The organism is Cypionkella aquatica (genome assembly GCF_030161095.1).
Taxonomy (GTDB): Bacteria; Pseudomonadota; Alphaproteobacteria; order Rhodobacterales; family Rhodobacteraceae; genus Cypionkella; species Cypionkella aquatica.
On the sequence record NZ_BSPP01000004.1, the window covers coordinates 1 to 22,589 of the forward strand.

The following is a 22,589-nucleotide window of genomic DNA, read 5'->3' on the forward strand; positions in this document are numbered from 1 at the left end:
CGCCCCCAGAACCCGAAGCCCCCAACCCCGACGCCGCAATCTTTGAGGCCCGCGCGGCAGCCAGCCAATGTGAAACCCTTGAAGCCCTGCGCGAAGCCATCGCAGCGTTCGAGCATTGCGATCTCAAGCGCGGCGCGCGCAATCTGGTCTTCGCCGACGGCAACCCCAAGGCCCGCGTGCTGATCCTCGGCGAAGCACCGGGCGTCGAAGAAGACCGCGAAGGCCGCCCCTTCGTCGGTCGCGCCGGGCAACTTCTGGACAAAATGTTCGCCGCCATCGGCCTGTCGCGCAGCGCGCCCGACCCCGAAGCCGCGCTTTATATCACCAACACCCTGCCATGGCGTCCACCGCAAAACCGCGACCCCTCGCCCGCGGAAATCGCCATGATGCGCCCGTTTGTGGAACGCCACATCGCCCTGATCAATCCCGATGTGATCGTCTTGGTCGGCAATACCCCGTTGCAAACCATCCTGAACACCAAAGGCATCTTGCGGGCGCGCGGCACTTGGGCCGAAGCACTCGGCAAGCCTGTGCTGCCAATGACCCACCCGGCATACCTGCTGCGCAACCCGGTCGCCAAGCGCGAGGCTTGGGCCGACCTGCTGTCGCTGCAGGCCAAACTGCGCAGCTAAACCAGCCAGCGCATCAACCTATTGTGGCCCGAAAATGCAAATCCACATCCTACAGAAATTTGTCCCAGCTGGGACAAAATTAGGCCCAAGTACAGCCCTGAAACCGCGCCAACCAAAAGCGCCCTTCGGTCATCCTCTCTGCAAAAATATCCCCGCCGGAGGCATCCCGCAGCCCCACCAAAACGGGCCCCTCAAGCCTCACGGCGCAGGGCAGCCTGCAATCTCGACAGACCCACCCGCGCCCAACACGGTCACCACCACGCCCGAACGGTCCAGCGCGAATGGCGCACCACTCTGCGCCACCAGATCCACCGCCGCCGTCAGCCGCCCGCCCTTGCGCACAGCAACAGCCTCACCCACCCAGACGCTGGCATCGGCGGTTTCAAACACCACCGTCTCGGCCCCGCGCTGCGGCAAATCCAGCACCGCCGTCAGCCGCAAGCCATCGTCAATCGGCGTGACTTCACAAGAAATCGCCCGCAACCCCGCCGCCTTGGCGCCCGCAGGCTGCGCCTTCAACGCGGCTTTGATCGACGCATCCGGCCCGCCCTGATCCAAAACCGCCGACAATTGCACCGCCGCAGGCATGCAGATCTGATTGCACACCCCCAGATCGACGCCCGCGCGCAACTTCACAGGCTTGGACGCATCCAACGGCACCACCTCTAACGGCAATACCACGCCGTCATGATAGCCAATCGTCTGCATGCCATTGGTGTGAAACACCACCGGGCTCGGCCAATGCACCCGCACCGATTTCACATTCACCGATCCCGCCCAGTTGAGCAGCGGTGGAATCCCGGCCTCACCGGGGCTGCGCCAATAGGTTTTCCAATCGGGGGCCAACTGCAACCGCAACCCCGCCATGTGATGCCCGTTCTGCATCTGCCAACCGGGAAGCAGATCGGCCTGCAAGACATCATCTTGCGTGGTCGCCCAAGCGGGCGCTGCGAAACTAAGGGCGGCGATCAGAATTTTCCACATGCCCCCGTCATAAGCAAAGCCTCGCCTCTGGGGAAATCACGATGCGGCGAGAGGCTTGTAACCAAATCCCGCTTTGCCCATCTTGAAGCCAAGCGGCAGCAAAGGGCGCGATTCGATAAGGGGCGCGATTCGATGGATCTGTGTGGAAAGCTATTGGTGGCGATGCCCGGCATGGGGGATTCCCGGTTCGAGCATAGCGTTATTCTGGTCTGCGCCCATACGCCCGAAGGGGCGATGGGCCTGATCATCAACAAAACGCTGCCCGATATGTCGTTCTCTGGCCTGCTCGAACATCTGAAAATCCCGCTGGGCGAAGACAGCCGCAAGATCGCGGTGCATTTCGGCGGCCCGGTCGAACGCGGTCGCGGCTTTGTGCTGCACTCGCCCGATTACATCGGCGGCCCGGCGACCCTGCAGATCGAGGGCGGCTACGGCATGACCGCGACGCTGGATGTGCTGGAAGCGATGGCGCAAGGCCAAGGCCCTGACAAAGCGCTGCTGGCCTTGGGGTATTCCGGCTGGGGTCCGGGTCAGCTAGAGGCCGAGATCACCCGCAACGACTGGCTGACCGTCGATCCCAGCGCGGCGCTGATCTTCGCCGAAGATGCCAGCACCAAATGGTCCGCCGCCCTGCGCGGCATGGGGATAGAGCCGCTCAGCCTCTCGGCCACATCGGGCCGCGCCTGAACCGCCCCCCCCCGGCCGCGTCTGATACGACCACACAGCGCAACCGATTTTCGCCCCGAAAATCGTGCACGAATTCCGCTGCGGAATTCGCTTACCGCTTGGGCCGCTCGTCCCAATCCTTCATCAAGATCCGATTGGCATCGCCCGACGGATCCTCAAACTGCCTGCTGCTCAGCGCCCAGAGAAACCCGATCAGCCCGGCCCCGCCCAAAGCCAATGACACCGGAATAAGCACCGACAATATCTGCATCACTTCAACCTCATCGCATTCAGCGACACCGAAATCGACGACAAAGACATCGCCAAAGCCGCAGCCAAGGGCGTCGCCGACCCAATCAACGCCAAAGGCACCGCGATCACGTTATAGCCCGCCGAGATCGCAAAATTCTCGACCATCCGCCGCGTCGCTTGCCGCGCGATCCGCACCGCATCGCCAATCGCCGCCATATCCTGCCCCAGCAGCACAATGTCCGACGCCACGCGCGCCGCATCCAACGCCGTCGCGGGTGAGATGCTGACATGCGCCACCGCCAGCGCCGCCGTGTCGTTCAACCCATCGCCAACCATCAGCACGCGCTGCCCCGCCTCGGTCAAGTCCCGCACCAGTGCCAGCTTTTGCGCAGGCAAAGCCCCCGCCACCCAATCGGCAATCCCCAGCCGCGCCGCCAGCTCCGCCACAGCCGCCTCAACATCGCCCGAGATCAGCTTGATCCGCAGCCCCTGCGCTTTCAGCGCCGCAATCGCCGCCTCTGCCCCCGGTCGCAGATGGTCGGCAAACCCAAAACCACGCACCGCATCCCCCACCCGCAGATAGGTCGCCGTCACCGCCAGCGGCTCGGCCCCGCACCAATCCGCGCGGCCCAACCGCACCACCTCGCCCCGCCAGATGCCCTCGATGCCGTAACCCGGCACCTCACGCAGGTCCGAAATCTCGGCCGCAGCAATGCCCTGCGCACGCGCCGCCGCAGCCAATCCCTGCGCCAACGGATGCGACGATGCTGCCGCCAGCCCTGCCGCCACCGCCACCAACCCCACCGGATGCGCCGCCAGATCCACCACCTCGGGCGCGCCCAAAGTCAGCGTGCCGGTCTTGTCAAACACCACCGTGTCAACCTCGGCCAACCGCTCCAAAGCCGTGCCGTGCTTGATCAGCAGCCCCTTGCGAAACAGCCGCCCAGAGGCCGAAGTGACCACCGCAGGCACCGCCAATCCCAAGGCGCAGGGGCAGGTGATGATCAGCACCGCAGCCGAGATATTGACCGCAAAGCGCAGATCACCCGCCGTCGCCCACATCCAATACCCAAAGGCAGAGGCCGACAGCAGATGCACCAAGGGCGAATAATATCGCGCCGCCCGTTCCGCCAGCGTCGTGTATTTCGTCTTGGCACCTTCAGCCACCGCCACCAGATCAGCCATCCGGTGCAGACTGGAATCACGCCCCGCCGCCGTCACCCGCAGCGTCAAGGGCCCGGTCAGATTGACCTCTCCCGCCGCCACCGTGCTGCCCGCCCCCACAAATACCGGCAGGCTTTCCCCGGTCAGCAAACTGCGATCCACCTCTGATGCACCCGCCTCCACCACCCCATCCACCGGCATCCGCCCCCCCGGACGCACCCGCACCAGATCGCCCGCCGCCACCTCGGAAATCGCCCGCACCACCTCGACGCCCTCCACCAGCACCATAGCCCGAGGCACCTCCAACGCCGCCAATTCCTCGGCAGCCGACCGCGCCACCGCCCGCGTGCGATGATCCAGATAGCGCCCCAGCAGCAGGAAAAAGCACAGCATCACGGCGGCATCGAAATAGGCGTGATGGCCCGATTTGATCGTCTCAAACACCGAAATCATCGACGCCAACACCAAAGCCAGCGAGATCGGAAAATCCATCCCAAACCGCCCGACACGCAGCCCCGCGGCAGCCGAGCGGAAAAACGGCTGGCCACAGAACACCACTGTCGGCACCGCAATCGCCGCCGAGATCCAGTGGAACATATCGCGCGTCGCCCCCTCTGCCCCCGACCACACCGCGACCGATAGCAGCATCACGTTCATCATCGCAAAAAACGCCACCCCCAGCCGCATCAGCAGGTCGCGGCCCTGCCGATCGGTCTCGGTGGCAGACAAAAGCCCGGCGTCCAGCTCATGCGCCTCAAAGCCCACCCGCGCCAAGGCCGCGACCAGATCGGCGGCGCTGACGCCAGCGGCCTCGACCGACACCCGCTTCATCGTCAGATTGACCCGCGACGATGCCACCCCCGGCACCGCCGCCAATGCGCCCTCGACGGTTGAAATACAGGCCGCGCAATGCGCCGCAGGCAGCGACAACATCAGCCGCCCCGCCGCCGCCACCGCAGCCAAATCCCGCGCTGCAGGCACCACAACGCAGGCCGGGCACGCCACCAAGCCGCCATGTTCAAACTCGACCACCGCCATCGCCTAGCCCTTCACAAACAGGTTCAAGCGCTGCTGAAACAGCACGCCATCGCCGGAGCGCGCCGTGACATGCAGCATCCATTTGCCAGGTTGCAGCTGCACTGCGGCGACATAGGCCCCGGCCTTGTAGGCAAATTGCGGCGTCTGATCCTCGCGCGCCTCGGTCACGCGCCCCAGCAGCACCGTCAGCGCCTCTACCACCACCGGCTTGGCCGCCGCGTCGGTGAAGGCCAAGCTCAACGCCCCTGCAGCGCCGTCATAGCGGGGCGCAACCTGCCAGCCCAAGGCCAGCTGCGCGCGCCGATCCGCGTCAAAGCTTTGGCTTGCGACGTAAGAATTCGCCACCTCCAACCCCGGAAATGTGCTGATCGCCTTGTATGCCATCAGCACATTCACCGCGATGATCAGCCCAAACGCTGCTAAGGTAAAGGCCAGCACATGCCGCCCAGTGATTTCATGCGCTTCTGCCATCTATTCGGCCTTTCCTTCAATATCGCCCCGGCCATTGAACACACTGTCATAATGCACGCGGTCGTTGCTTGGGTTGGCTTGTGTTCCCAGATCCTGCACCCAGAACCGCAGATCAGTCCTTGCGGCCTGCGCAGCACTTGACCCTGCAGCAGCCGTCACAAACAGCCGCTGGGTCTTGGTTTCATTGGCAGGCACCAAGACCTTCAGCCCTGCCGCACCCTCCAGCGCCAACCCGAACGCCGCATCCGAGGTGGCAGCAAAGGTGAACCAACGATCCTCGCCATGCTTGTTGCGCAACCGCAGCTCGTAAGTGTTGCGGATCGCACCATCCGACAGCGTCACAAACAGCGGATTGCGCAGCGGCGTCACATTCACATCAATCGAGGCGCGCAGGAACAAAGCCGCGACCAGCGCCACTCCGATCCCAGCCCATAGCACCGCGTAAAGCATGGTTCTGGGCCGGAACACATGGCTCCAGATCGACTTGGGCGCTGCTCCGGCACGCTCGCGCACCTCATCGGTCAAAGCCATATAGCTGATCAGGTTCAGCGGCTTGTCGATCTTGGCCATCACATCGTTGCAGGCATCAATGCACAAACCGCAAGTGATGCAGGCCATCTGCTGCCCGTCCCGAATATCAATCCCCATCGGGCAGACGTTGACGCAGGCCATACAATCAATGCAATCGCCGTGGCCTTCGACACTGGCCTTGCCCCGAGGCTCGCCACGCCAGTCGCGGTAGCCAATCGTCAGCGTATCCTCATCAACCATCGCCGCCTGAATCCGTGGCCACGGGCAGGCGTAAATGCAGATCTGCTCGCGCGCAAAGCCGCCAAACACAAAGGTCGTCGCGGTCAGAATAGCCATCGTGGTATAGGCCACCGGATGCGCTGTGCCCTGAATCAGATTGGCCGCCAAAGTCGGCGCATCGGTGAAATAGAAGACCCAAGCCCCGCCGGTGGCCAAACCAATCAGCAACCAGACCGCCCATTTCAACAGCCGCTTGCGCGCCTTTTCCAGATCCCAAGCTTGCCGATGCAGCCGCAGCCGCGCATTGCGGTCGCCCTCAATCCAACGCTCCACCAGAATGTAAAGATCAGTCCAGACCGTCTGCGGACAGGCATAACCGCACCAAACCCGCCCTGCGGCGCTGGTGAACAAGAACAGCCCCAACCCCGCCATGATCAAAAGGCCCGCGACGAAATAGAATTCGTAGGGCCAAATCTCGATCATGAAGAAAAAGAACCGCCGATGCGCCAGATCGACCAGCACCGCCTGATCCGGCAGGCTTGGCCCACGATCCCAGCGCAGCCACGGCGTGACGTAGTAGATCGCCAGCATCAGCCCCATCAACGCCCATTTCAAGCTGCGAAACGTGCCTTTCACCCGGCGCGGAAAGATCGGCTCGCGGGCGGCATACAGGCTGGGCGGTGGGACATCAGGGCTTTGCACGGGGTTCTCGGATGGCTGGCGTTGCGCCCGCTATGCGCCGATCCTGCGCGTCAGACTTTGACCTGTATCAATAAACCCTGCGACAGTTTGTCAGCCAACAGCCCCGCGCCCGCTTGCCTGCTTCAAGACCCAATCGCAAAACAGCTGCAAGGATGGCCGCAGCATCCCCGACCGCGTCACCATGAAATAGCCCTCGCGGCCATGATCCTCATGCAGCAAGCGCAGCCGTCCAGCGGCCAGATCGGCCTCCATAAAGGTGCGCACTGCGATGGCCACGCCATGCCCATCCCGCGCCGCATCCAACAGCAAAGTGCCCGGCATCGTGGTCATGCCCACACCCTGATCGCGCTGTAGCCCATGCCGCTGCAAGAACGCCGTCGCTTCCGACGTGCCCAACTCTTGCAACCACGGCAGTTTCGCCAGATCAGCCAACGAGGATGGCGCGCCATCAGGCACCAGTTTGGGCGCAGCCACCACCACAACCCCGGCCCGCAACACCAGCTTTGCCACCAGCCCCGGCCAATCGCCATTGCCATAGCGGATGCCCAGATCCGCCTCGCGGCCAATATCGCGCGACTCAGAGGTCGGGTCGATCACCAGATCAATCGCCGGATGCCGCGCCCGGAAATCCGCCAAACGCGGCAACAGCCAGCCACTGGCAAAGGTCGAAGTGGTGGTGATCCGCAACACCCGCGCCGCATCCGCCCCGGTCAATTCAGCGATCGTGCTGGCAATCGCGGCAAAACTGCCCTGCAAGGTTTCCGCCAACCGCCGCCCCTCGGCTGTCAGACTTAACCGCCGCCCGCCACGTTCCACCAAAACCAAGCCCAGATGCGCCTCAAGCCCCCGGATCTGCTGACTGATCGCGGCATGGGTCACGCCAATCCGCGCGCCCGCTTCCTCTACCCCGCCCGCCTGCGCAAAAGCCGAGAACGCCCGCAGTGCCGAAAGCGGAGGCATATGCCGCCATTCGTTCATGAAACCCCACCTTACATGGAAAAAAGCTTGCTGTGTGGAAACCTGCGCAATCATGGCAGATATTACCAGCATCAAGCAACATCAGGAGATCATCATGTTAGGAATTCTTGCCGCCGCCTTCGGCTATGCCACCCGCACCGACACCCGCAGCAGCCGTGAAAGAATCGCCGCTCAGCGCCGTTGGGAGGAAGAGTATTTCTGGCAAGGCCGCACCACCCTGCCCCGCGACGGGTCTGGGGATTGAAGGGGCGCTTGGTCATCCTCTCTGTCTAAATATCCCCGCCGGAGGCTCACTACGCATAGGGAGGATGCCTCCGGCGGGGATATTTAGACAGAGAGGATGACCAAAACAGCCAAAAGCCCGTGGCGCGATCTGCCACGGGCTTTTGAGATTTCGGGATGTGTCGTGCCGATAGGGTTACTCTCCACCGCCCAGACTGTGCACATAGACCGCCACCGCGCGGATTTCATCCTCGGACAGCTTATCCCCCCAAGCGGGCATCACGCCGAAGCGGGCTTTGCTGACGGTTTCCGTCAAGGTCGCCACATCGCCGCCATAAAGCCAGATCGCATCGGTCAGATCAGGGGCACCCTGTGTGCGGTCGCCCTTGCCCGCCTCGCCATGACATGACGCGCAGTTATCGGCGAAGACCGTGACCCCCGACGCAGCCAACGCGGCGTCAAAATCCTGACCCGAGATGCGCCGCACAAATTGCACCACTTCGGCGATCTGCGGCTTTTCCAGAATCCCATCCACGCCAAACGCTGGCATCTGGCTATAGCGCGCATCTTCGTCGGCGCTGTTCCTGATGCCATGCGTCACCGTTGCATGGATCGCCGCCATATCACCGCCCCACAGCCAATCATTGTCCAGAAGGTTTGGATAGCCCTTGCCCTGCACCCCCGCCGCCCCCGCACCATGACATTGCGCGCAGTTATTCTTGAACACCGACGCCCCGGCGGAAACCGCGAAGGTTTTCAGCTCGTCCTGCGTGGGAATAGCCGCCAGATCTGCCGCCACCAGCTTGGCCTTGATCCCGGCATTGGCATCATCAAACCGCTGAATCTCTGCCGCCACATCGGCCCGCTGATCCGATCCGATCAAACCTTGGGTATGCCCCGAGATCAACGGCCAAGCCGGATAGGCGATGGTATAAGCCACACCCCAGAGGATCGTCAGATACAACACCCACAGCCACCAGCGCGGCATCGGATTGTCATATTCCTGAATACCGTCCCAGACATGCCCTGTCGTCGGCACATCTTTGGCCGCCGGTTTCACTTGCTTGGCGCACATGGCTTACGCCTCCTTGGTTTGCGACGCGACGGCCGCAGGTTTCAGATCATGGCGAAAGATGGACTGGGCGATATCATCATGCGTGGCCCGCGATCCGGGCCGCCACGCCCAGACAAACACCGCCAGAAACACCAAGGTCAGGAACAACAGCACCCAGCTGTCGGCAAATTCGCGCAGCAAAGAATAGGTATCCATGCCCACCCCCTAGCGCTTCGGGTCGGGAATAAAGGTCGAGAAATCGACCATCGTGCCCAACACTTGCAAATAGGCCACCAGCGCATCCATCTCGGTCAGTGCAGGCTGGCCATCGAAATTCGACACCACAACCTTGCCATAGCGCTCTTCCAGCCCCGCGCTATCGGCGTTCGGGTCGGCTTGCGCTGCGAAATCCGCCTTTGCATTGGCCATGTCATCATCGGTGTAAGGCACGCCGACCATCCGATGCACCGCCATGATGTCGGCGATATAGCGGCCATCAATCTCGGCATCTGACAGGAAATTATACTTCGGCATCACCGATTCCGGCACCACCGCCTGCGGGTCGATCAAGTGATCCACATGCCAGGCGTCAGAGTATTTGCCGCCCACCCGCGCCAGATCCGGCCCGGTGCGCTTTGATCCCCATTGAAACGGGTGGTCATACATGGACTCGGCGGCGAGGCTGTAATGGCCGTAACGCTCCACTTCGTCGCGCATCGGGCGGATCATCTGGCTGTGGCAGTTGTAACAGCCCTCGCGGATGTAGATATCCCGCCCCGCAAGTTCCAGCGGCGTGTAGGGTCGCACGCCTTCCACCTTTTCAATCGTGTTCTGCAGATAGAACAACGGGGCGATTTCCACGATGCCGCCGATGCTGACCACCAGCAGGCTGAGAACCAACAGCAGCGTTGCATGGGTTTCGATCTTCTTGTGTTTGTCCAGAAAAGCCATCGCTGCCCCCTATTCCGCCGGAACCAAATTATTGGCGTTCTGTGGGGCCCGCGCCTCTTGGCCGCGCACCGTCATCCACAAATTGTAAGCCATGATCAGCGCGCCCAGCAGGAACATGCCACCGCCCAAGCCGCGCACCACATACATCGGGAACTTCGCCGCCACCGTGTCGGAGAACGCGTTGACCAAGAAGCCGTTGGCGTCAACCTCGCGCCACATCAGCCCTTCCATGATGCCCGACACCCACATCGAGGCCGCGTAAAGCACGATGCCAATTGTCGCGAGCCAGAAGTGCCAGCTGACCAGCTTGAGGCTGTAAAGACCGCTGCGGTTCCAAAGCCTTGGCGTCAGGAAATACAAAGCGCCAAAGGTGATCATGCCGTTCCAGCCCAAAGCGCCGGAGTGAACATGGCCAATGGTCCAATCGGTGTAATGGCTTAGGCTGTTGACCGCCTTGATGCTCATCACCGGGCCTTCAAAGGTCGACATGCCGTAGAACCCGATCGACACAACCATCATCCGCACCACAGGATCGGTGCGCAGCTTGTCCCAAGCGCCTGAAAGCGTCATCAGCCCGTTGATCATGCCGCCCCAGCTGGGCATCCACAGGATGATTGAGAACACCATGCCCAACGTCCCCGCCCATTCCGGCAAAGCCGTGTAGTGCAAATGGTGCGGCCCGGCCCAGATATACAGGAAGATCAGTGCCCAAAAGTGAATGATCGACAGCTTGTAGCTGTAGACCGGACGCTCCACCTGTTTGGGGACGAAGTAATACATCATGCCCAGAAAGCCCGCCGTCAGGAAAAAGCCGACCGCATTATGGCCATACCACCATTGCGTCATCGCATCTTGCACGCCGGAAAACACCGGCACTGATTGCGAAGACAGGATGCTGACAGGGATCGCCATGTTGTTGACCAGATGCAGCATGGCCACGGTGATGATCATGCTGAGCAGGAACCAGTTGGCGACATAGATATGCGGTTCGCGGCGCTGCCAAAGCGTGCCGATGAACACAAGAAGGAACGCCACCCAAACCACCGTTATCACGATGTCGATGTACCACACCGTCTCGGCATATTCTTTGCCCTGCGTGCCGCCGGTGACATAAGACGTCGCTGCCAGCACGATCATCAACTGCCAGCCCCAGAACACGAACCACGCCAGATTGCCGCCCCACAGCCTTGTGCCACAGGTGCGCTGCACGATGTAGAAGGCTGACATGATCAACGCGTTGCCGCCAAAGGCAAAGATCACGGCGCTGGTGTGCAGCGGGCGCAGGCGGCCAAAGTTCAGCACACCATCGGTGATATTGCCCAGGTTCAGCGCCGGAAACGCCAGCTGAAACGCGATCACCACGCCAACCAGAAAGCCGACAATCCCCCAGAACGTCGTCGCAATCACCCCGGCGCGCACCACGCCATCCATATATTCATCCGCCGGATGCAATCTGGGCTCTCCGACATGACGGATCTCCCAGACAAAGGCCGCCGCAGCCGCCAGCATCACCACCCAGGCATTGACCATATAGGCCAGATCATGCGCGAAATTGGCTGCAATCGCCGCCAGAACCGCGCTGATCCCCAGCACAATCAGTTTAATATAATCCCACATTCCGCACCCTTTCGGCTGTGCCCCGCAGCACCGCAGCGCATGCGACAAATCAGGCGCACAGCGCCCTCGACTGCGCTCTTTTGCCCAAGCGCGCGGCAAGCGGCCTTGATCCATGTCAAGAACCCGGGGGCAAAAGCAGGGAACCAGAGTTTTGTTGGCGCGTTTGATCAGGGTCAAAGCGGCGCACGCGCGCCACAGTGCATCGTCGCACCGGAACACCACCGCAAAGGGAGATTCTGTGATGGGCTACAAAACCATTCTGACCGTTCTCACCAACCCCGCACAAGCCAAGCTGTCGATCAGTGCGGCGGCGAAACTCGCCCGCCAGCAAGACGCCCATCTTGATGTGCTGGTGCTGGGGGTCGACCGCACCCAAATGGGCTATTCCTACATCGGCACCGGCGCCGTGATCATGCAGGTCGGCATCGACACCGCCGAGGCAGATTCCGCGGCATTGGAGCTTGAGGCCCGCGCCGCCCTTGCCGTCGAAGGCGCCGACCTGCGCTATGGCTTGGAAACCGTGATCACCCAACTGGGTGCTTTGACCGATGTTGTTGCCGCACGCGCCCGCTTTGCCGATCTGGTGGTGCAGCCGCTTCCTTACGGCGACGCCGTTGGTGCGGAAGCCGAAGCTGCAGTCGAAGCGGCCCTGTTTGAGGCCAAAGCCCCGGTTCTTGTGCTGCCCGCCACGGGTCTGGCCGAGAACATCCAGCCCAAACGCATAATCATCGCATGGAACCGCAGCACCGAAGCCCTGACCGCCGTGCGCCGCGCCTTGCCGTTCCTGAAAGCCGCCGACAGCGTCACCATCACGTTGATCGACCCGCCAAGCCAATCCGAAACCCGGCCCGAGCCCGGCACCATGCTGTGCCAGATGCTGACCCGCCACGGTGTCCATGCCGAAATCTCGGTTCTGGCGCGCAGCTTGCCGCAGGTTTCTGATGTGTTGAACCAGCAGGCCCGCGATCTGAATGCCGATCTCTTGGTGATGGGGGCTTACGGCCATTCGCGCCTGCGCGAGGCGATCTTGGGCGGTGCCACCCGCAGCATGCTGGAAGCCGCAGCGGTGCCGGTGCTGATGGCGCATTGACGCCAGCTTCACCCCTGATTTCACGCCCCCGATTTTACCCCCGGCGCTTCACGCCCGGCGGCAAAACAAAACCCCGGCCTATTAAGGGCCGGGGTTTTCATTTCTGTGCCGTTTCAGGCTGCTTGCGCCAAAAGCTCAACGACGGATATCGTCGTCCTCTTCCTCGTCATCATCGCCATGCGGCAAGTTGAAAAAGCTGTCAGCATCCGAGAAATCTGCCGGCTTTTCTTCCTGCTCATCGCGGCTGAACTGTGCCAGCGCGCCCAGACCCGACGGCATCTTGGCCTCGGTATCCATGCCCAAGGATTGCTCGGTCGAGACCAGCTTGCGCCGCTCATCATCCGACATCACCCCGCCTTCCGCCGCTTTCTTGCGCACAGCGATCTGCACCGCAGCGTCCAGTTCGGATTGCTTGCACAGCCCCAAAGCCACCGGATCAATCGCGGTGATGTTGTTGATGTTCCAATGCGTCCGCTCACGGATCGCGGCAATCGTCGGCTTGGTGGTGCCGACCAGCTTGCCAATCGCGCCGTCCGACAATTCCGGGTGGAACTTGACGAGCCACAGGATGGAGGCCGGACGATCCTGACGCTTGGACAAAGGCGTATAACGCGGCCCGCGGCGCTTTTCCTCGCCGACGGCGCTGGCGTTGAACTTCAACTTCAGCTTGTACAGCGGATCTTTCTGGCCGCGCTCAATCTCGATCGCATCCAGCTGGTTGTTGCCAACCGGATCGAATCCCTTCACCCCGGTCGCCACATCGCCATCGGCAATGCCCTGCACTTCCAATTCGTGCATCCCGCAGAACTCTGCCACCTGACGGAAGGTCAGCGTGGTATTGTCCACCAGCCAAACGGCGGTCGCTTTGGACATCAAAGGCTTCGACATCGGAAATCCTTTCAGCATCTGCCCGTCTACACGGGCGGGTCAACATTTGCCCGCAGACAGACGGGACTTTACAAATCTTCCCCGAGCCGGGAAAACGGCTGCGACCGAGGCCGCGAAGTTTTCGTTTTCAGGGAAATCTTGGCCCATATACTGCGGTTTGTCGTAAAGGGAAAGTGGTAATGCGTCTGGCTTGGTTGGTGTTCACAGCAATATTTATAGGCTCTGCCGCACAAGCCCAAGGCGAAAAGGCCGGTGATTTTGATTATTATGTGATGTCGTTGGGCTGGTCATCAAACTGGTGCGCGCTGACCGGGGACGCCCGCCGCGACCCGCAATGCGACGCAGGGCGCGGTCTGACCTGGACGCTGCACGGGCTTTGGCCGCAATATGAACGCGGCTACCCGTCCGATTGCCGAACCGTGCACACCGACCCAAACCGCAGCGATTCCGCGCAGATGGCCGATATCATGGGCGGCGCAGGGCTGGCGTTCTACGAGTGGAAAAAGCATGGCCGCTGCTCGGGGCTGTCGGCAAAATCCTACTACAGCACCATGCGCAAAGCCTACCAAGCCGTGGTGATCCCGCCGATTTTCGCCAAGATCAGCAAGGATTTGCGTGTCCCTGCTGCGGTGATCGAGGATGCGTTTTTCGAATCGAACCCCGGCATCGCCCGCGATCAAATGACCGTCACCTGCAAATCCGGCATGATCCAGGAACTGCGGATCTGCTTGACCAAAGACCTGGAGCCGCGCCGCTGCGGTGCCGACACGATCAAAGACTGCAGCCTGAAAGACGCGGGCCTGGACGCTGTGCGTTGACACCCACTTGCCGCCCCGGACTTGATCCGAGGCCCGTTCCCGCAGCCCAGAGGCCCCGGATCAAGTCCGGGGCGGCGTGCGAGCGGGTTCGGCCTACAGCGACGCTTATTTGACCGCCTTGGCCGCCGCCGCTGCCTTCATGCGTGCCACCAATTCTTCCTTGCTGGCCTTGCCGCCCGTCGCCGAACGCTCGGCACCAAGCCCCTTCTTGCCAACCTTGCGCTGCGGCTCGTTCTTGTCGGCTTTGGGATTGCCCGATTTGCCATAATCCATCGTAAATCCTCACATTCCGGCGGTCATAGCCCGCCATCCATAATCCGCCGTCATGCCCCAATCCGCGCCCGCCTGCAAGTCACGCCACCCGGATCACCACCGTGATGGTGCAAACAGGAGTAAAATTTGCGTCCCGCCCCAGCAGCCTCGCCCCTTCGGGTCTTGGCTGCTGAAGGGGTTTCATACTGGCTTAAATACTCCCGCCGGAGGCTCTTGCGGCCCATGCAGTGAGCCTCCGGCGGGAGTATTTAAGCCAGTATGAAATGCCGGTGCCCTTTAACGTCAACGTGTAACGGAAGGTGAAAGGCTGCCGTTAGCGCATCGATTTTACAGACGACCAGTATCTGTCCAGGGTGGAGGCTCGTCAGATCAGCCCTTCAGCGGCAAACAGATCCGCCAAATTCGCCTCTGGCCGCGCCCCGAAATGGCCGATCACCTCAGCCGCCGCCACGCAGCCCATCCGGCCCGAAATCTCCAATGACCGCCCCGTGGCTATGCCATAGAGGAATCCTGCCGCGAACTGATCGCCGGCCCCGGTGGCATCAACGGGCACGACGCGGCGCACCGGGACCACGGCGCGTTCTTCGCCGCGGATCACGATCACCTCATCGCCAGACCGTGTGCAGGCCACCAGCCCGACCTCGGCTGCGGCCTGTTTCAAGGCAGAGTTCAGATCGGTCTGGTACAGGCTGGACCATTCGTGTTCGTTGCCGATCACGTAATCCAGATCCTTGACCAAACGGCGGAAGTCGTCGCGGTGGCGGTCTACGCAGAACGGGTCTGACAGGGCGATTCCCGCCTGCCCGCCAGCGGCCTGACACAGCTTGGCCGCGCGTTCAAACGCCTGCATCCCCTTTGGTTTGTCGTAAAGATAGCCTTCAAGAAACAGCACCGCCGCATCGCCTGCGACCGCGTCCGAGACATCCTCTGGCCCGAGTTCCGAGGAAATCCCCAGATAGGTGTTCATCGACCGCTCGCCATCCGGGGCCACGAAAATCATCGAGCGCGAGGTCGGAAGCTCGCCCCCCGGCACCGGCGCGTTGACAAAATCGGTGCCGCCAGCCGCCATCGTCGTCGCGTAGAACCGCCCCAAGGCATCGTCATGCACCCGGCCAATGAATGCCGTGGTCAGCCCCAGATTGCCCAGACCGGCCAGCGTGTTCGCAACCGAGCCGCCCGGCGCCTGCACGCGGTCTTTCATCGCCGCATAGAGCAATTCGCCACGCTCGCGCTCGACCAGCTGCATGATGCCTTTCTCGATGCCCATAAGTTCGAGAAAGCTGTCATCGGCTTGGGCGAACACGTCGACAATCGCATTGCCGATGCCGACAACCTGATAGCGTTTCATTGAGTCTTTTCCTCGAACAGGCAGTCATCAGCGATCGGGCAGATGCCGCATTTGGGTTTGCGCGCGATGCAGATATACCGCCCGTGCAGAATTAGCCAGTGATGCGCGTGGCGTTGAAATTCGGCGGGAACGTTGTCTTCGATGGCACGCTCTACCGCTGTCTCGTCTTTCCCCGGAGCAATCCCCGAACGATTTCCCAACCGGAAGATATGGGTGTCGACCGCTTGCGAGGGTTGGCCGAACCACATGTTCAGTACCACATTCGCGGTTTTGCGCCCCACGCCCGGCAACGACACCAAGGCGGCGCGACTGGAGGGCACCTCGCCGCCGAAATTGTCGATCAAAAGCTGGCTCAGCTTGATCACATTCTTGGCCTTGTTGCGGTAAAGCCCGATCGTCTTGATGTGTTCGATCACGCCGTCCTCGCCCAAGGCCAGCATCTTGGCGGGCGTATCGGCGATTTCAAACAACTTGCGCGTCGCCTTGTTCACGCCGACGTCGGTCGCCTGCGCCGACAGCGCCACGGCCACCACCAGCGTGAAAGCATTGGTATGATCCAGTTCGCCCTTCGGCTCGGCTTCCAGTGCCTGAAACCGAGAGAAAATGCGCTGCATGGCGGGGTAGTCGAGCTGGCGTGTCATGGCTTGGATATGCCCGATTGCCCGAGAGCGGGCAAGCATCTCGGTTTCGCGTCTTGAGGTCAAACTTTTGTCCCAGCGGGGACAGACTTGTGTTTTTTGGCGCATTTTGGCCATAATTACACAACATGTAGTGGTTTTTGCGAAATATCGCAAATATTGGCTTTGCCGATCTTGGTTATCGCAGCACATAGGGCCCACAAACTTACCCCCCGCTTTGCGATGTAAGCCGCAGGATCCGGGTCGATTGCAGCGTCCTTCCGGCCTATGATCCCGGCAAGGAGACCGACATGACCGACCAGACCAGCTATCATTACGCCGTCATTGCCCGCGCCCTGAAGATCATTGACGCGGGTGGCCCCGGGCAAAGCCTTGATGATCTGGCCGCCCAGATGGGGATGAGCACTGCGCATTTCCAGCGCACGTTTTCGCAATGGGTCGGGGTCAGCCCGAAACGCTATCAGCAATATCTGACGCTGGATCACGCCCGCCGCCTGCTTGCCGACCGTTTTACCGTGCTGGACACCGCGCTTGCTTCGGGCCTGTCAGGGGGGGGCCGCCTGCACGATCTGTTTCTGACTTGGGAGGCGATGAGCCCCGGCGAATATGCCACGGGCGGCGCAGGCCTGCTGATCCGCTGGGGCTATTTCCAGACCCCGTTTGGCGAAGCTTTGGTGATGGCGACCGATCGCGGCATCTGCGGTTTGGGCTTTACCGAGGAGTTTGGCCGCGATTGGTCGATGCACGATTTGACGCGCCGCTGGCCCAACGCCACCTATATCGAGGATCACAGCATCGCGCCTTTGGTCGAGGATGCGATGGCCGGGCGGGCTGCCCGCCTGCATCTGATCGGTGCGCCGTTTCAGCTGAAAGTGTGGGAGGCCTTGCTGCAAGTGCCGTCGGGCCATGTCACCACCTATTCCGAACTTGGCAAGGTCGTGGGCCACCCCACGGCACAGCGGGCGGTTGGCACGGCAGTGGGGCGTAATCCGATCAGCTTTCTGGTGCCATGCCACCGGGCGTTGCGCAAATCCGGCGGGCTTGGCGGCTATCACTGGGGGCTTCCGGTCAAGCGCGCGATCCTTGCATGGGAATCCGCGCGCGAGGATGCAGGGGGTTAGGCGGACGGTTCTGACAGCGTTTCACAACTGCGCGATAAATTGCCAATCTTGCGCGGGAACCATCCCGCGCGATCTGCGTTACTGTATAGAGAGGTTGAGGCCAAAGCGGCCCAATCAGACATTTCAGAGGCAGTCATGAAGTTCAAAACCCCGGTTATCATCTCCACCGCCGCACTTATGGCGCTGACCGCTTGCGTCAATCCCGATGCCTACCCGAATGATCCGAACGCCCGCGCCAAGAATGGCGCTATCGTGGGCGGTTTGCTGGGTGCTGTGGCTGGTGGCACCAGCAAAGGCGATGACCGTCTGGCGAAAGCTGTGATCGGCGGCGCTTTGGGTGCAGCTGTTGGTGGCGCGATTGGCTCTAGCCTTGACGCACAGGCGGCTGATCTGCGCGGTTCGCTGTCGTCGAACATCGGTGTGACCAACAACGGCTCTTATCTGACCGTCAACATGCCGCAGGATCTGCTGTTTGCGTCTGACAGCGCCAACCTGCGCTCGGATCTGACGTCGGATCTGCGCGCCGTTGCGGCATCGCTGAACCGTTACCCGAATTCGACCATCGAGGTGATCGGCCATACCGACAACACCGCCTCGGCAGCCTATAACCAAGACCTGTCGCAGCGTCGCGCTTCGGCTGTGGCCAACGTGCTGCGTGACAGCGGCGTGCCGGGCGGTCGTATCTCGGCCTATGGTCGCGGCGAGGATCAACCGATTGCGTCGAACCAGACCACTTCGGGCCGCGCACAGAACCGTCGGGTTGAGATCATCATTCGCCCGACGCGGTAAGCTTTCAACATCGCGCAAAGGGCCGGGGGAAACCTCGGCCCTTTTGCTATTCGGGCTTTGTCGTTTGCGGCACCTCGCGATTGGTCATATATTCACACCAATCAGCCGGAGCCGCCCATGCCTTTCCTGAAAATAGACGCCGAAAAACTGTCGCAATCGGTGGTGCAGCAGATCGAATTGTTGATCCTGCGCGGCATCCTGCGCCCCGGAGAACGCCTGCCGTCCGAGCGCGAGCTGTCCGAGCGTATGGGCGTGTCGCGGCCCAGTTTGCGCGAGGCTGTGGCCGATTTGCAAAGCCGTGGGCTGCTCAGCAGTCGTCCCAATGCCGGGATCTTCGTGGCGGATGTGTTGGGTTCGGCTTTCTCGCCTGCGCTGATCGGGCTGTTTTCGGCCCATGACGAGGCGGTGTTTGATTACCTGGACTTTCGCCGCGATATGGAAGGTTTGGCGGCCGAGCGGGCGGCGCGGCTGGGATCTGACACCGATCTTGCGGTGATCGCCGCGATCTTCACCAAGATGGAGGCCGCCCATTCCAAGCGTGACCCATCGGACGAGGCCGAGCTTGATGCCAATTTCCACATGGCGATCATCGAGGCCAGCCATAACGTGGTGATGCTGCATATGATGCGCTCGATGTATGATCTGTTGCGGCAAGGCGTGTTCTACAATCGGCAGGTGATGTTCAAGAACCGGCTGACCCGCGATCACTTGCTGGACCAACACCGCGCGATCAATGCCGCGATCCAAAGCCGCGATCCGGTGGCTGCGCGCGAGGCTGTGACCGCACATCTGGGCTTTGTCGAAACGGCGATGGCGGATCAGATCAAAGCCAACCGGAATGAAGCGATAGCCCGCCAGCGGCTGCAACACGAACAGTCAAAATGAAAAGGCCCGGCGCAGCGCACCGGGCCTTTTTCCGAAGAGTGTCACAGCCTTAGTGGAACTTCGCATCCACCGTGGCAATCGCCGCGTCAATCGAAGCCGACGCGGATTCCGCTGTGGCTTGCTTGGCCAGAACTTCACCAGCTGCGGCTACTGCCACCGAAATCGCGCTTTCGCGGACTTGGCGCAAAGCCGAGGCTTCTGCCGAAGCAATCTGATCCTCTGCCGCAGCCAGACGGCGCGCGATCGAGTCTTTCAGATCAGCCTTGGCTTGCTTTGCAGCGGCCTCGGCCTCTTCCTTGGCGGAAGCGATGATGCGGGCAGATTGCTCGATCACTTCCTGATGCTTGGCATCGTAAGATGCCAGCAGGGCGCGGGCTTCGTCGCGCAATGCTTTCGCTTCGGCCAGATCAGCTTTGATCTGCGCCGCGCGCGCATCAAGCATGCTTGCGATTTTGCCGGGCACGCCGAATTTCAGCAGGATGCCAACAAACAGCAGGAACGCCAGCAACACGATGAAGTTGGTGTTGTGCAGCGAAAAGAACGCGCCGCCTGCGGCCAAAGCCGGGGTAGCCGACAGCATAAGGATGGTTGCGATCAGTTTTTTCATCGCTTTACCCTTTCAACCGAGCGGTTACAGCAGCGGTGATGGTGCGGGCATCTGCCTTGCCACCCAACGCTGCCACCAGTTCTTTGGCAGTGTCTTTTGCCACTTCCGCGATGGCCTCTTGAGCGCCAGCCCGGATTTCATCAATGCGCCCAGCCGATTCAGTCGCTTTGGCGGCGATCTGCGCATCTGCCTTGGCAATCGCTTTGTTCAGGTCAGCCTGAATGTCAGCCTTGGCAGCGGCGGCGATCTTGCCAGCCTCTGCGCGGGCAGAAGTCAGTGCGTCTGCGTAAGCTTTCTCAGCCGCCACGACTTTCAGCTTCAGCTCTTCAGCTGCGGCAAGGTCGTTGGTGATGGTGCCGCGCCGCGTTGCAAGCGTGCCACCAATGCGCGGCAAAGCGATCAGCTTCAGCGCGAGAAAGATCACCAGCAAAGTGACGACAAGCCAGAAAATCTGGTTCGGGAAGTGCGAGAATTCCAGCTGCGGCATCCCTGCCTTAGCGGTCTCGTGTGCGCCAGTTACGGCGGCTTCAGTGGTGGTCGTGGTCGCCATTTTGCCCTCCGCCGGACCCTTTTGAAAGTTCAGGGACGCCGCACTGTGGCGCCGTCCCTGACCGTAAGGATGCGAACGTCAGATCAGACTGCGAACATCAACAGCAGAGCGACGAGGAACGAGAAGATCCCCAGAGCTTCTGCGAATGCCAGACCGATGAACAGGGTCGCGGTTTGCGAGCCAGCTGCCGACGGGTTGCGCAGAGCGCCAGCCAGGAAGTTGGAGGCCACGTTGCCCACGCCGACAGCCGCGATGCCCGAACCGATTGCAGCGAGACCAGCGCCAAGGAACTGGCCGAGTTCTGCGATATTGCCTTGCATGGTATTCTCCTTAAGGTGGTATGAGTTAGGGTGATTTACAGACGTGCGGATCAGTGACCCGGATGCAGCGCATCCTTGAGGTAAACGCAGGTCAGCATGGTGAACACATAGGCTTGGATAAAGGCGACAAGCACCTCAAGCCCATACATAGCGGTGATTGCGACGATGGCGGCGGGCGAGATCGCAGCAATCGCGGCAAAGCCTGCGAACACTTTGATCACGGCATGGCCTGCCATGATGTTGCCAGCCAAACGAATGGAATGGGTCACAGGACGCACGAAGTAAGAGATCACTTCGATGATCGCGATGACCGGGCGCAGCGCCAAGGGCGCGTCTTTCATCCAGAACAGGCCGAGGAAGCCGAAGCCGTGTTTGAACAGGCCCAACAGGGTGACAAACAGGAACACGCCAAAGCCCAGCACCGCCGTGACAGCGATATGCGAGGTGGTGGTGAACGACATCGGCAGCAGGCCAAGCATGTTTGCCGACAGGATGAACAGGAACAGGGTCATCACAACGGGGAAGTATTTCGCGCCGTCATGGCCCGCCACATCTTCAACCATCTTGTAGATGAAATCGTAAGCAAGCTCGCCAACCGACTGAATACGCGAAGGAATAAGTTTGCGGCCCGACGAACCAATCACGAAAACCGCGATGATCAGCAGCGCTGCAAGGCCAAGCCACAGGGTGACGTTGGTGATTGTGTACCAATGCACCGGGCCGTCGCCGAACAGCGGATAGACGTTAAACTGGTCGAACGGGTGAAAAACCAATCCGCCTTCGCTGTGTTCTTCGGTTGCCACGTCAGTCTTCCTTTTGCTGGTCGACCACCACGGCGGCCGCTTTTTCCTGCATCTCTTTTGCCGACAACAGCATGGTTTTCACCCCTGCCGCAAAGCCAGCCAACACGAACAGCACCAGAAAGATCGGCATGGTCCCAAACAGGGTATCCAGACCGTATCCGATGCCGAAACCGATCATCAGACCGGCCACAAGCTCTAACACCATCCGCCAAGCCAACTGGGCCTGAAAATGGCGATCATCCTGAGTGCGCTCACGCGGCGCATACGCGCCTTTTGCCTGATCAATCCGCTTTTCCAGCGCCGCAAGGCGGTCTCGATCTGCGTCCGACACTGCGGCAAAGCCCCCAGATGGTTCGAGCGATACCTACGGATTGGGGGCCACTGAGTCAAGCGGGGAAAGCTGTCGGTAAATCACTGAAATTACAGCCATTTCCTGCAAGGCGACACAGTGCCGCGCCTGAAATTAGCTGATCTGACGGGGCTTTGCATATTCAACCATTTGGTTGACGATCTTGTGATGCAGCCCGATACTGTCGCCATGACAGCAAATCTCGACACGGTTTTCTCGGCACTGGCCGACCCGACGCGGCGGAGCATTCTGGCGATGTTGCTGGAAGATGATATGGCCGTGACCGATGTGGCAGAGCCGTTTCAGATGAGTTTGACGGCGATTTCAAAGCATCTTGGGATTTTGGCCGAGGCCGGTTTGATCAGCCGCGAAAAGCGGGGGCGGGTGATCTGGTGCAAGCTGGAGCCGGATGCGATGCGCGCGGCTTCGGTCTGGATGCAGGGATTTGGCCAGTTTGAACCCGTCGATCTGGACGCGTTCGAGCGGTTTTTGGAGGGCGAGTTGACAGACTCCGAAACCCCCGTTGAAACGCAGGGTTAACCTTTGAAAATACTGGGATTTTGTCTGTCTGGAAAACGGCCATAAACCGTAAGGAAAGCGGCCATACGCGCGACGGGGGAAATCGGCGT

Annotated in this window: 28 protein-coding genes; 9 read left to right on the forward strand and 19 right to left on the reverse strand. The window is 61.1% G+C overall.

The window, feature by feature from the left end; translation table 11 throughout:
* Positions 1-632: uracil-DNA glycosylase (locus QQJ98_RS03525; protein ID WP_284323948.1), on the forward strand; the 632-nt coding region annotated here is incomplete at its 5' end.
* A gap of 198 nt (positions 633-830) precedes the next feature.
* On the opposite strand, the gene QQJ98_RS03530 is transcribed toward QQJ98_RS03525, so the two are convergent.
* Complete coding sequence (locus QQJ98_RS03530; protein ID WP_284323949.1) at positions 831-1,616, reverse strand: protein-disulfide reductase DsbD domain-containing protein; 786 nt, start codon at positions 1,614-1,616, stop codon at positions 831-833.
* Between the two features lie 132 nt (positions 1,617-1,748).
* Here QQJ98_RS03530 and QQJ98_RS03535 point away from each other — a divergent pair, with 132 nt between their 5' ends.
* The gene (locus QQJ98_RS03535) at positions 1,749-2,303 is read left to right on the forward strand and encodes a YqgE/AlgH family protein (RefSeq protein WP_284323950.1); all 555 of its coding nucleotides are present in this window, start codon (positions 1,749-1,751) and stop codon (positions 2,301-2,303) included.
* A 91-nt stretch (positions 2,304-2,394) separates the two neighbouring features.
* Here the strand turns inward: QQJ98_RS03535 and ccoS are convergent, their stop codons facing one another.
* The 5 genes from ccoS to QQJ98_RS03560 all read right to left on the reverse strand — a co-directional run bounded on the left by ccoS (position 2,395) and on the right by QQJ98_RS03560 (position 7,637).
* On the reverse strand, positions 2,395-2,553 hold the full coding sequence (gene ccoS, locus QQJ98_RS03540; RefSeq protein ID WP_284324586.1) for a cbb3-type cytochrome oxidase assembly protein CcoS: 159 nt from the start codon (positions 2,551-2,553) through the stop codon (positions 2,395-2,397).
* Positions 2,553-4,736 carry a heavy metal translocating P-type ATPase gene (locus QQJ98_RS03545; protein WP_284323951.1) on the reverse strand — a complete coding sequence of 728 codons (2,184 nt, stop codon included), beginning with the start codon at positions 4,734-4,736 and terminating at the stop codon, positions 2,553-2,555. The genes ccoS and QQJ98_RS03545 overlap by 1 nt, the downstream gene beginning before the upstream one ends.
* Before the next feature lie 3 nt (positions 4,737-4,739).
* Complete coding sequence (locus tag QQJ98_RS03550; RefSeq protein ID WP_284323952.1) at positions 4,740-5,207, reverse strand: FixH family protein; 468 nt, start codon at positions 5,205-5,207, stop codon at positions 4,740-4,742.
* On the reverse strand, positions 5,208-6,659 hold the full coding sequence (ccoG, locus tag QQJ98_RS03555) for a cytochrome c oxidase accessory protein CcoG (protein WP_284323953.1): 1,452 nt from the start codon (positions 6,657-6,659) through the stop codon (positions 5,208-5,210).
* 90 nt (positions 6,660-6,749) lie between these two features.
* Positions 6,750-7,637, reverse strand: a complete 888-nt coding sequence (locus QQJ98_RS03560) for a LysR family transcriptional regulator (RefSeq protein ID WP_284323954.1) — start codon at positions 7,635-7,637, stop codon at positions 6,750-6,752.
* Positions 7,638-7,731: 94 nt separating this feature from the next.
* On the opposite strand from QQJ98_RS03560, the gene QQJ98_RS03565 reads away from it, so the two are divergent.
* Positions 7,732-7,881 carry a hypothetical protein gene (locus tag QQJ98_RS03565; protein WP_284323955.1) on the forward strand — a complete coding sequence of 50 codons (150 nt, stop codon included), beginning with the start codon at positions 7,732-7,734 and terminating at the stop codon, positions 7,879-7,881.
* Positions 7,882-8,055: 174 nt separating this feature from the next.
* On the opposite strand, the gene ccoP is transcribed toward QQJ98_RS03565, so the two are convergent.
* From ccoP to ccoN, 4 genes are read right to left on the reverse strand one after another with little or no spacing between them, the layout of a single operon-like run.
* On the reverse strand, positions 8,056-8,934 hold the full coding sequence (ccoP, locus tag QQJ98_RS03570; RefSeq protein WP_284323956.1) for a cytochrome-c oxidase, cbb3-type subunit III: 879 nt from the start codon (positions 8,932-8,934) through the stop codon (positions 8,056-8,058).
* 3 nt (positions 8,935-8,937) lie between these two features.
* Complete coding sequence (locus QQJ98_RS03575) at positions 8,938-9,129, reverse strand: cbb3-type cytochrome c oxidase subunit 3 (protein ID WP_284323957.1); 192 nt, start codon at positions 9,127-9,129, stop codon at positions 8,938-8,940.
* 9 nt (positions 9,130-9,138) lie between these two features.
* On the reverse strand, positions 9,139-9,864 hold the full coding sequence (gene ccoO, locus QQJ98_RS03580; protein WP_284323958.1) for a cytochrome-c oxidase, cbb3-type subunit II: 726 nt from the start codon (positions 9,862-9,864) through the stop codon (positions 9,139-9,141).
* 9 nt (positions 9,865-9,873) lie between these two features.
* On the reverse strand, positions 9,874-11,481 hold the full coding sequence (ccoN, locus tag QQJ98_RS03585; RefSeq protein WP_284323959.1) for a cytochrome-c oxidase, cbb3-type subunit I: 1,608 nt from the start codon (positions 11,479-11,481) through the stop codon (positions 9,874-9,876).
* Positions 11,482-11,722: 241 nt separating this feature from the next.
* On the opposite strand from ccoN, the gene QQJ98_RS03590 reads away from it, so the two are divergent.
* A complete protein-coding gene (locus QQJ98_RS03590; protein WP_284323960.1) occupies positions 11,723-12,571 on the forward strand; it encodes a universal stress protein in 849 nt (282 codons plus the stop codon).
* 135 nt (positions 12,572-12,706) lie between these two features.
* On the opposite strand, the gene QQJ98_RS03595 is transcribed toward QQJ98_RS03590, so the two are convergent.
* Positions 12,707-13,459, reverse strand: coding sequence for a DUF1013 domain-containing protein (locus QQJ98_RS03595; RefSeq protein WP_284323961.1), 753 nt, complete (start codon positions 13,457-13,459; stop codon positions 12,707-12,709).
* Positions 13,460-13,638: 179 nt separating this feature from the next.
* Here QQJ98_RS03595 and QQJ98_RS03600 point away from each other — a divergent pair, with 179 nt between their 5' ends.
* Complete coding sequence (locus QQJ98_RS03600) at positions 13,639-14,277, forward strand: ribonuclease T2 family protein (RefSeq protein WP_284323962.1); 639 nt, start codon at positions 13,639-13,641, stop codon at positions 14,275-14,277.
* Positions 14,278-14,382: 105 nt separating this feature from the next.
* Here QQJ98_RS03600 and QQJ98_RS03605 read toward each other — a convergent pair whose 3' ends face one another.
* The 3 genes from QQJ98_RS03605 to nth all read right to left on the reverse strand — a co-directional run bounded on the left by QQJ98_RS03605 (position 14,383) and on the right by nth (position 16,539).
* Positions 14,383-14,550: a hypothetical protein gene (locus tag QQJ98_RS03605; protein WP_284323963.1), complete on the reverse strand. Its 168-nt coding sequence runs from the start codon at positions 14,548-14,550 to the stop codon at positions 14,383-14,385.
* A gap of 364 nt (positions 14,551-14,914) precedes the next feature.
* A complete protein-coding gene (locus tag QQJ98_RS03610) occupies positions 14,915-15,898 on the reverse strand; it encodes an adenosine kinase (RefSeq protein ID WP_284323964.1) in 984 nt (327 codons plus the stop codon).
* Positions 15,895-16,539 carry an endonuclease III gene (gene nth, locus QQJ98_RS03615; RefSeq protein WP_284324587.1) on the reverse strand — a complete coding sequence of 215 codons (645 nt, stop codon included), beginning with the start codon at positions 16,537-16,539 and terminating at the stop codon, positions 15,895-15,897. The genes QQJ98_RS03610 and nth overlap by 4 nt, the downstream gene beginning before the upstream one ends.
* 287 nt (positions 16,540-16,826) lie before the next feature.
* On the opposite strand from nth, the gene QQJ98_RS03620 reads away from it, so the two are divergent.
* The 3 genes from QQJ98_RS03620 (at position 16,827) to QQJ98_RS03630 (ending at position 19,331) form a co-directional block, all read left to right on the forward strand.
* The gene (locus QQJ98_RS03620) at positions 16,827-17,657 is read left to right on the forward strand and encodes a methylated-DNA--[protein]-cysteine S-methyltransferase (RefSeq protein ID WP_284323965.1); all 831 of its coding nucleotides are present in this window, start codon (positions 16,827-16,829) and stop codon (positions 17,655-17,657) included.
* 135 nt (positions 17,658-17,792) lie between these two features.
* Entirely contained in the window at positions 17,793-18,446 is a 654-nt protein-coding gene (locus QQJ98_RS03625) for a YiaD family glycine zipper/OmpA-like lipoprotein (RefSeq protein WP_284323966.1), read from the forward strand.
* 117 nt (positions 18,447-18,563) lie between these two features.
* A complete protein-coding gene (locus tag QQJ98_RS03630; RefSeq protein ID WP_284323967.1) occupies positions 18,564-19,331 on the forward strand; it encodes a FadR/GntR family transcriptional regulator in 768 nt (255 codons plus the stop codon).
* Positions 19,332-19,380: 49 nt separating this feature from the next.
* Here the strand turns inward: QQJ98_RS03630 and QQJ98_RS03635 are convergent, their stop codons facing one another.
* The 5 genes from QQJ98_RS03635 to QQJ98_RS03655 form a co-directional block, all read right to left on the reverse strand.
* Complete coding sequence (locus tag QQJ98_RS03635; protein WP_284323968.1) at positions 19,381-19,938, reverse strand: F0F1 ATP synthase subunit B; 558 nt, start codon at positions 19,936-19,938, stop codon at positions 19,381-19,383.
* Positions 19,939-19,942: 4 nt separating this feature from the next.
* Positions 19,943-20,488 carry a F0F1 ATP synthase subunit B' gene (locus QQJ98_RS03640; protein WP_284323969.1) on the reverse strand — a complete coding sequence of 182 codons (546 nt, stop codon included), beginning with the start codon at positions 20,486-20,488 and terminating at the stop codon, positions 19,943-19,945.
* Positions 20,489-20,571: 83 nt separating this feature from the next.
* Complete coding sequence (locus QQJ98_RS03645; RefSeq protein WP_284323970.1) at positions 20,572-20,808, reverse strand: F0F1 ATP synthase subunit C; 237 nt, start codon at positions 20,806-20,808, stop codon at positions 20,572-20,574.
* Between the two features lie 50 nt (positions 20,809-20,858).
* Positions 20,859-21,611: a F0F1 ATP synthase subunit A gene (locus QQJ98_RS03650; protein WP_284323971.1), complete on the reverse strand. Its 753-nt coding sequence runs from the start codon at positions 21,609-21,611 to the stop codon at positions 20,859-20,861.
* A 1-nt stretch (position 21,612) separates the two neighbouring features.
* On the reverse strand, positions 21,613-21,942 hold the full coding sequence (locus tag QQJ98_RS03655) for an AtpZ/AtpI family protein (RefSeq protein ID WP_284323972.1): 330 nt from the start codon (positions 21,940-21,942) through the stop codon (positions 21,613-21,615).
* 207 nt (positions 21,943-22,149) lie between these two features.
* Here QQJ98_RS03655 and QQJ98_RS03660 point away from each other — a divergent pair, with 207 nt between their 5' ends.
* Positions 22,150-22,500 carry an ArsR/SmtB family transcription factor gene (locus tag QQJ98_RS03660; protein WP_284324588.1) on the forward strand — a complete coding sequence of 117 codons (351 nt, stop codon included), beginning with the start codon at positions 22,150-22,152 and terminating at the stop codon, positions 22,498-22,500.
* The last annotated feature ends 89 nt before the right edge of the window (positions 22,501-22,589 follow it).

What these genes read in the sequence shown, in the direction of transcription:
- QQJ98_RS03530 (WP_284323949.1), bottom strand. Translation starts at nt 1,616, where the DNA reads ATGTGGAAAATTCTGATCGCCGCCCTTAGTTTCGCAGCGCCCGCTTGG.
- QQJ98_RS03535 (WP_284323950.1), top strand. Translation starts at nt 1,749, where the DNA reads ATGGATCTGTGTGGAAAGCTATTGGTGGCGATGCCCGGCATGGGGGAT.
- ccoS (WP_284324586.1), bottom strand. Translation starts at nt 2,553, where the DNA reads ATGCAGATATTGTCGGTGCTTATTCCGGTGTCATTGGCTTTGGGCGGG.
- QQJ98_RS03545 (WP_284323951.1), bottom strand. Translation starts at nt 4,736, where the DNA reads ATGGCGGTGGTCGAGTTTGAACATGGCGGCTTGGTGGCGTGCCCGGCC.
- QQJ98_RS03550 (WP_284323952.1), bottom strand. Translation starts at nt 5,207, where the DNA reads ATGGCAGAAGCGCATGAAATCACTGGGCGGCATGTGCTGGCCTTTACC.
- QQJ98_RS03560 (WP_284323954.1), bottom strand. Translation starts at nt 7,637, where the DNA reads ATGAACGAATGGCGGCATATGCCTCCGCTTTCGGCACTGCGGGCGTTC.
- QQJ98_RS03565 (WP_284323955.1), top strand. Translation starts at nt 7,732, where the DNA reads ATGTTAGGAATTCTTGCCGCCGCCTTCGGCTATGCCACCCGCACCGAC.
- ccoP (WP_284323956.1), bottom strand. Translation starts at nt 8,934, where the DNA reads ATGTGCGCCAAGCAAGTGAAACCGGCGGCCAAAGATGTGCCGACGACA.
- QQJ98_RS03575 (WP_284323957.1), bottom strand. Translation starts at nt 9,129, where the DNA reads ATGGATACCTATTCTTTGCTGCGCGAATTTGCCGACAGCTGGGTGCTG.
- ccoO (WP_284323958.1), bottom strand. Translation starts at nt 9,864, where the DNA reads ATGGCTTTTCTGGACAAACACAAGAAGATCGAAACCCATGCAACGCTG.
- ccoN (WP_284323959.1), bottom strand. Translation starts at nt 11,481, where the DNA reads ATGTGGGATTATATTAAACTGATTGTGCTGGGGATCAGCGCGGTTCTG.
- QQJ98_RS03590 (WP_284323960.1), top strand. Translation starts at nt 11,723, where the DNA reads ATGGGCTACAAAACCATTCTGACCGTTCTCACCAACCCCGCACAAGCC.
- QQJ98_RS03595 (WP_284323961.1), bottom strand. Translation starts at nt 13,459, where the DNA reads ATGTCGAAGCCTTTGATGTCCAAAGCGACCGCCGTTTGGCTGGTGGAC.
- QQJ98_RS03600 (WP_284323962.1), top strand. Translation starts at nt 13,639, where the DNA reads ATGCGTCTGGCTTGGTTGGTGTTCACAGCAATATTTATAGGCTCTGCC.
- QQJ98_RS03605 (WP_284323963.1), bottom strand. Translation starts at nt 14,550, where the DNA reads ATGGATTATGGCAAATCGGGCAATCCCAAAGCCGACAAGAACGAGCCG.
- QQJ98_RS03610 (WP_284323964.1), bottom strand. Translation starts at nt 15,898, where the DNA reads ATGAAACGCTATCAGGTTGTCGGCATCGGCAATGCGATTGTCGACGTG.
- nth (WP_284324587.1), bottom strand. Translation starts at nt 16,539, where the DNA reads ATGACACGCCAGCTCGACTACCCCGCCATGCAGCGCATTTTCTCTCGG.
- QQJ98_RS03620 (WP_284323965.1), top strand. Translation starts at nt 16,827, where the DNA reads ATGACCGACCAGACCAGCTATCATTACGCCGTCATTGCCCGCGCCCTG.
- QQJ98_RS03625 (WP_284323966.1), top strand. Translation starts at nt 17,793, where the DNA reads ATGAAGTTCAAAACCCCGGTTATCATCTCCACCGCCGCACTTATGGCG.
- QQJ98_RS03630 (WP_284323967.1), top strand. Translation starts at nt 18,564, where the DNA reads ATGCCTTTCCTGAAAATAGACGCCGAAAAACTGTCGCAATCGGTGGTG.
- QQJ98_RS03635 (WP_284323968.1), bottom strand. Translation starts at nt 19,938, where the DNA reads ATGAAAAAACTGATCGCAACCATCCTTATGCTGTCGGCTACCCCGGCT.
- QQJ98_RS03640 (WP_284323969.1), bottom strand. Translation starts at nt 20,488, where the DNA reads ATGGCGACCACGACCACCACTGAAGCCGCCGTAACTGGCGCACACGAG.
- QQJ98_RS03645 (WP_284323970.1), bottom strand. Translation starts at nt 20,808, where the DNA reads ATGCAAGGCAATATCGCAGAACTCGGCCAGTTCCTTGGCGCTGGTCTC.
- QQJ98_RS03660 (WP_284324588.1), top strand. Translation starts at nt 22,150, where the DNA reads ATGACAGCAAATCTCGACACGGTTTTCTCGGCACTGGCCGACCCGACG.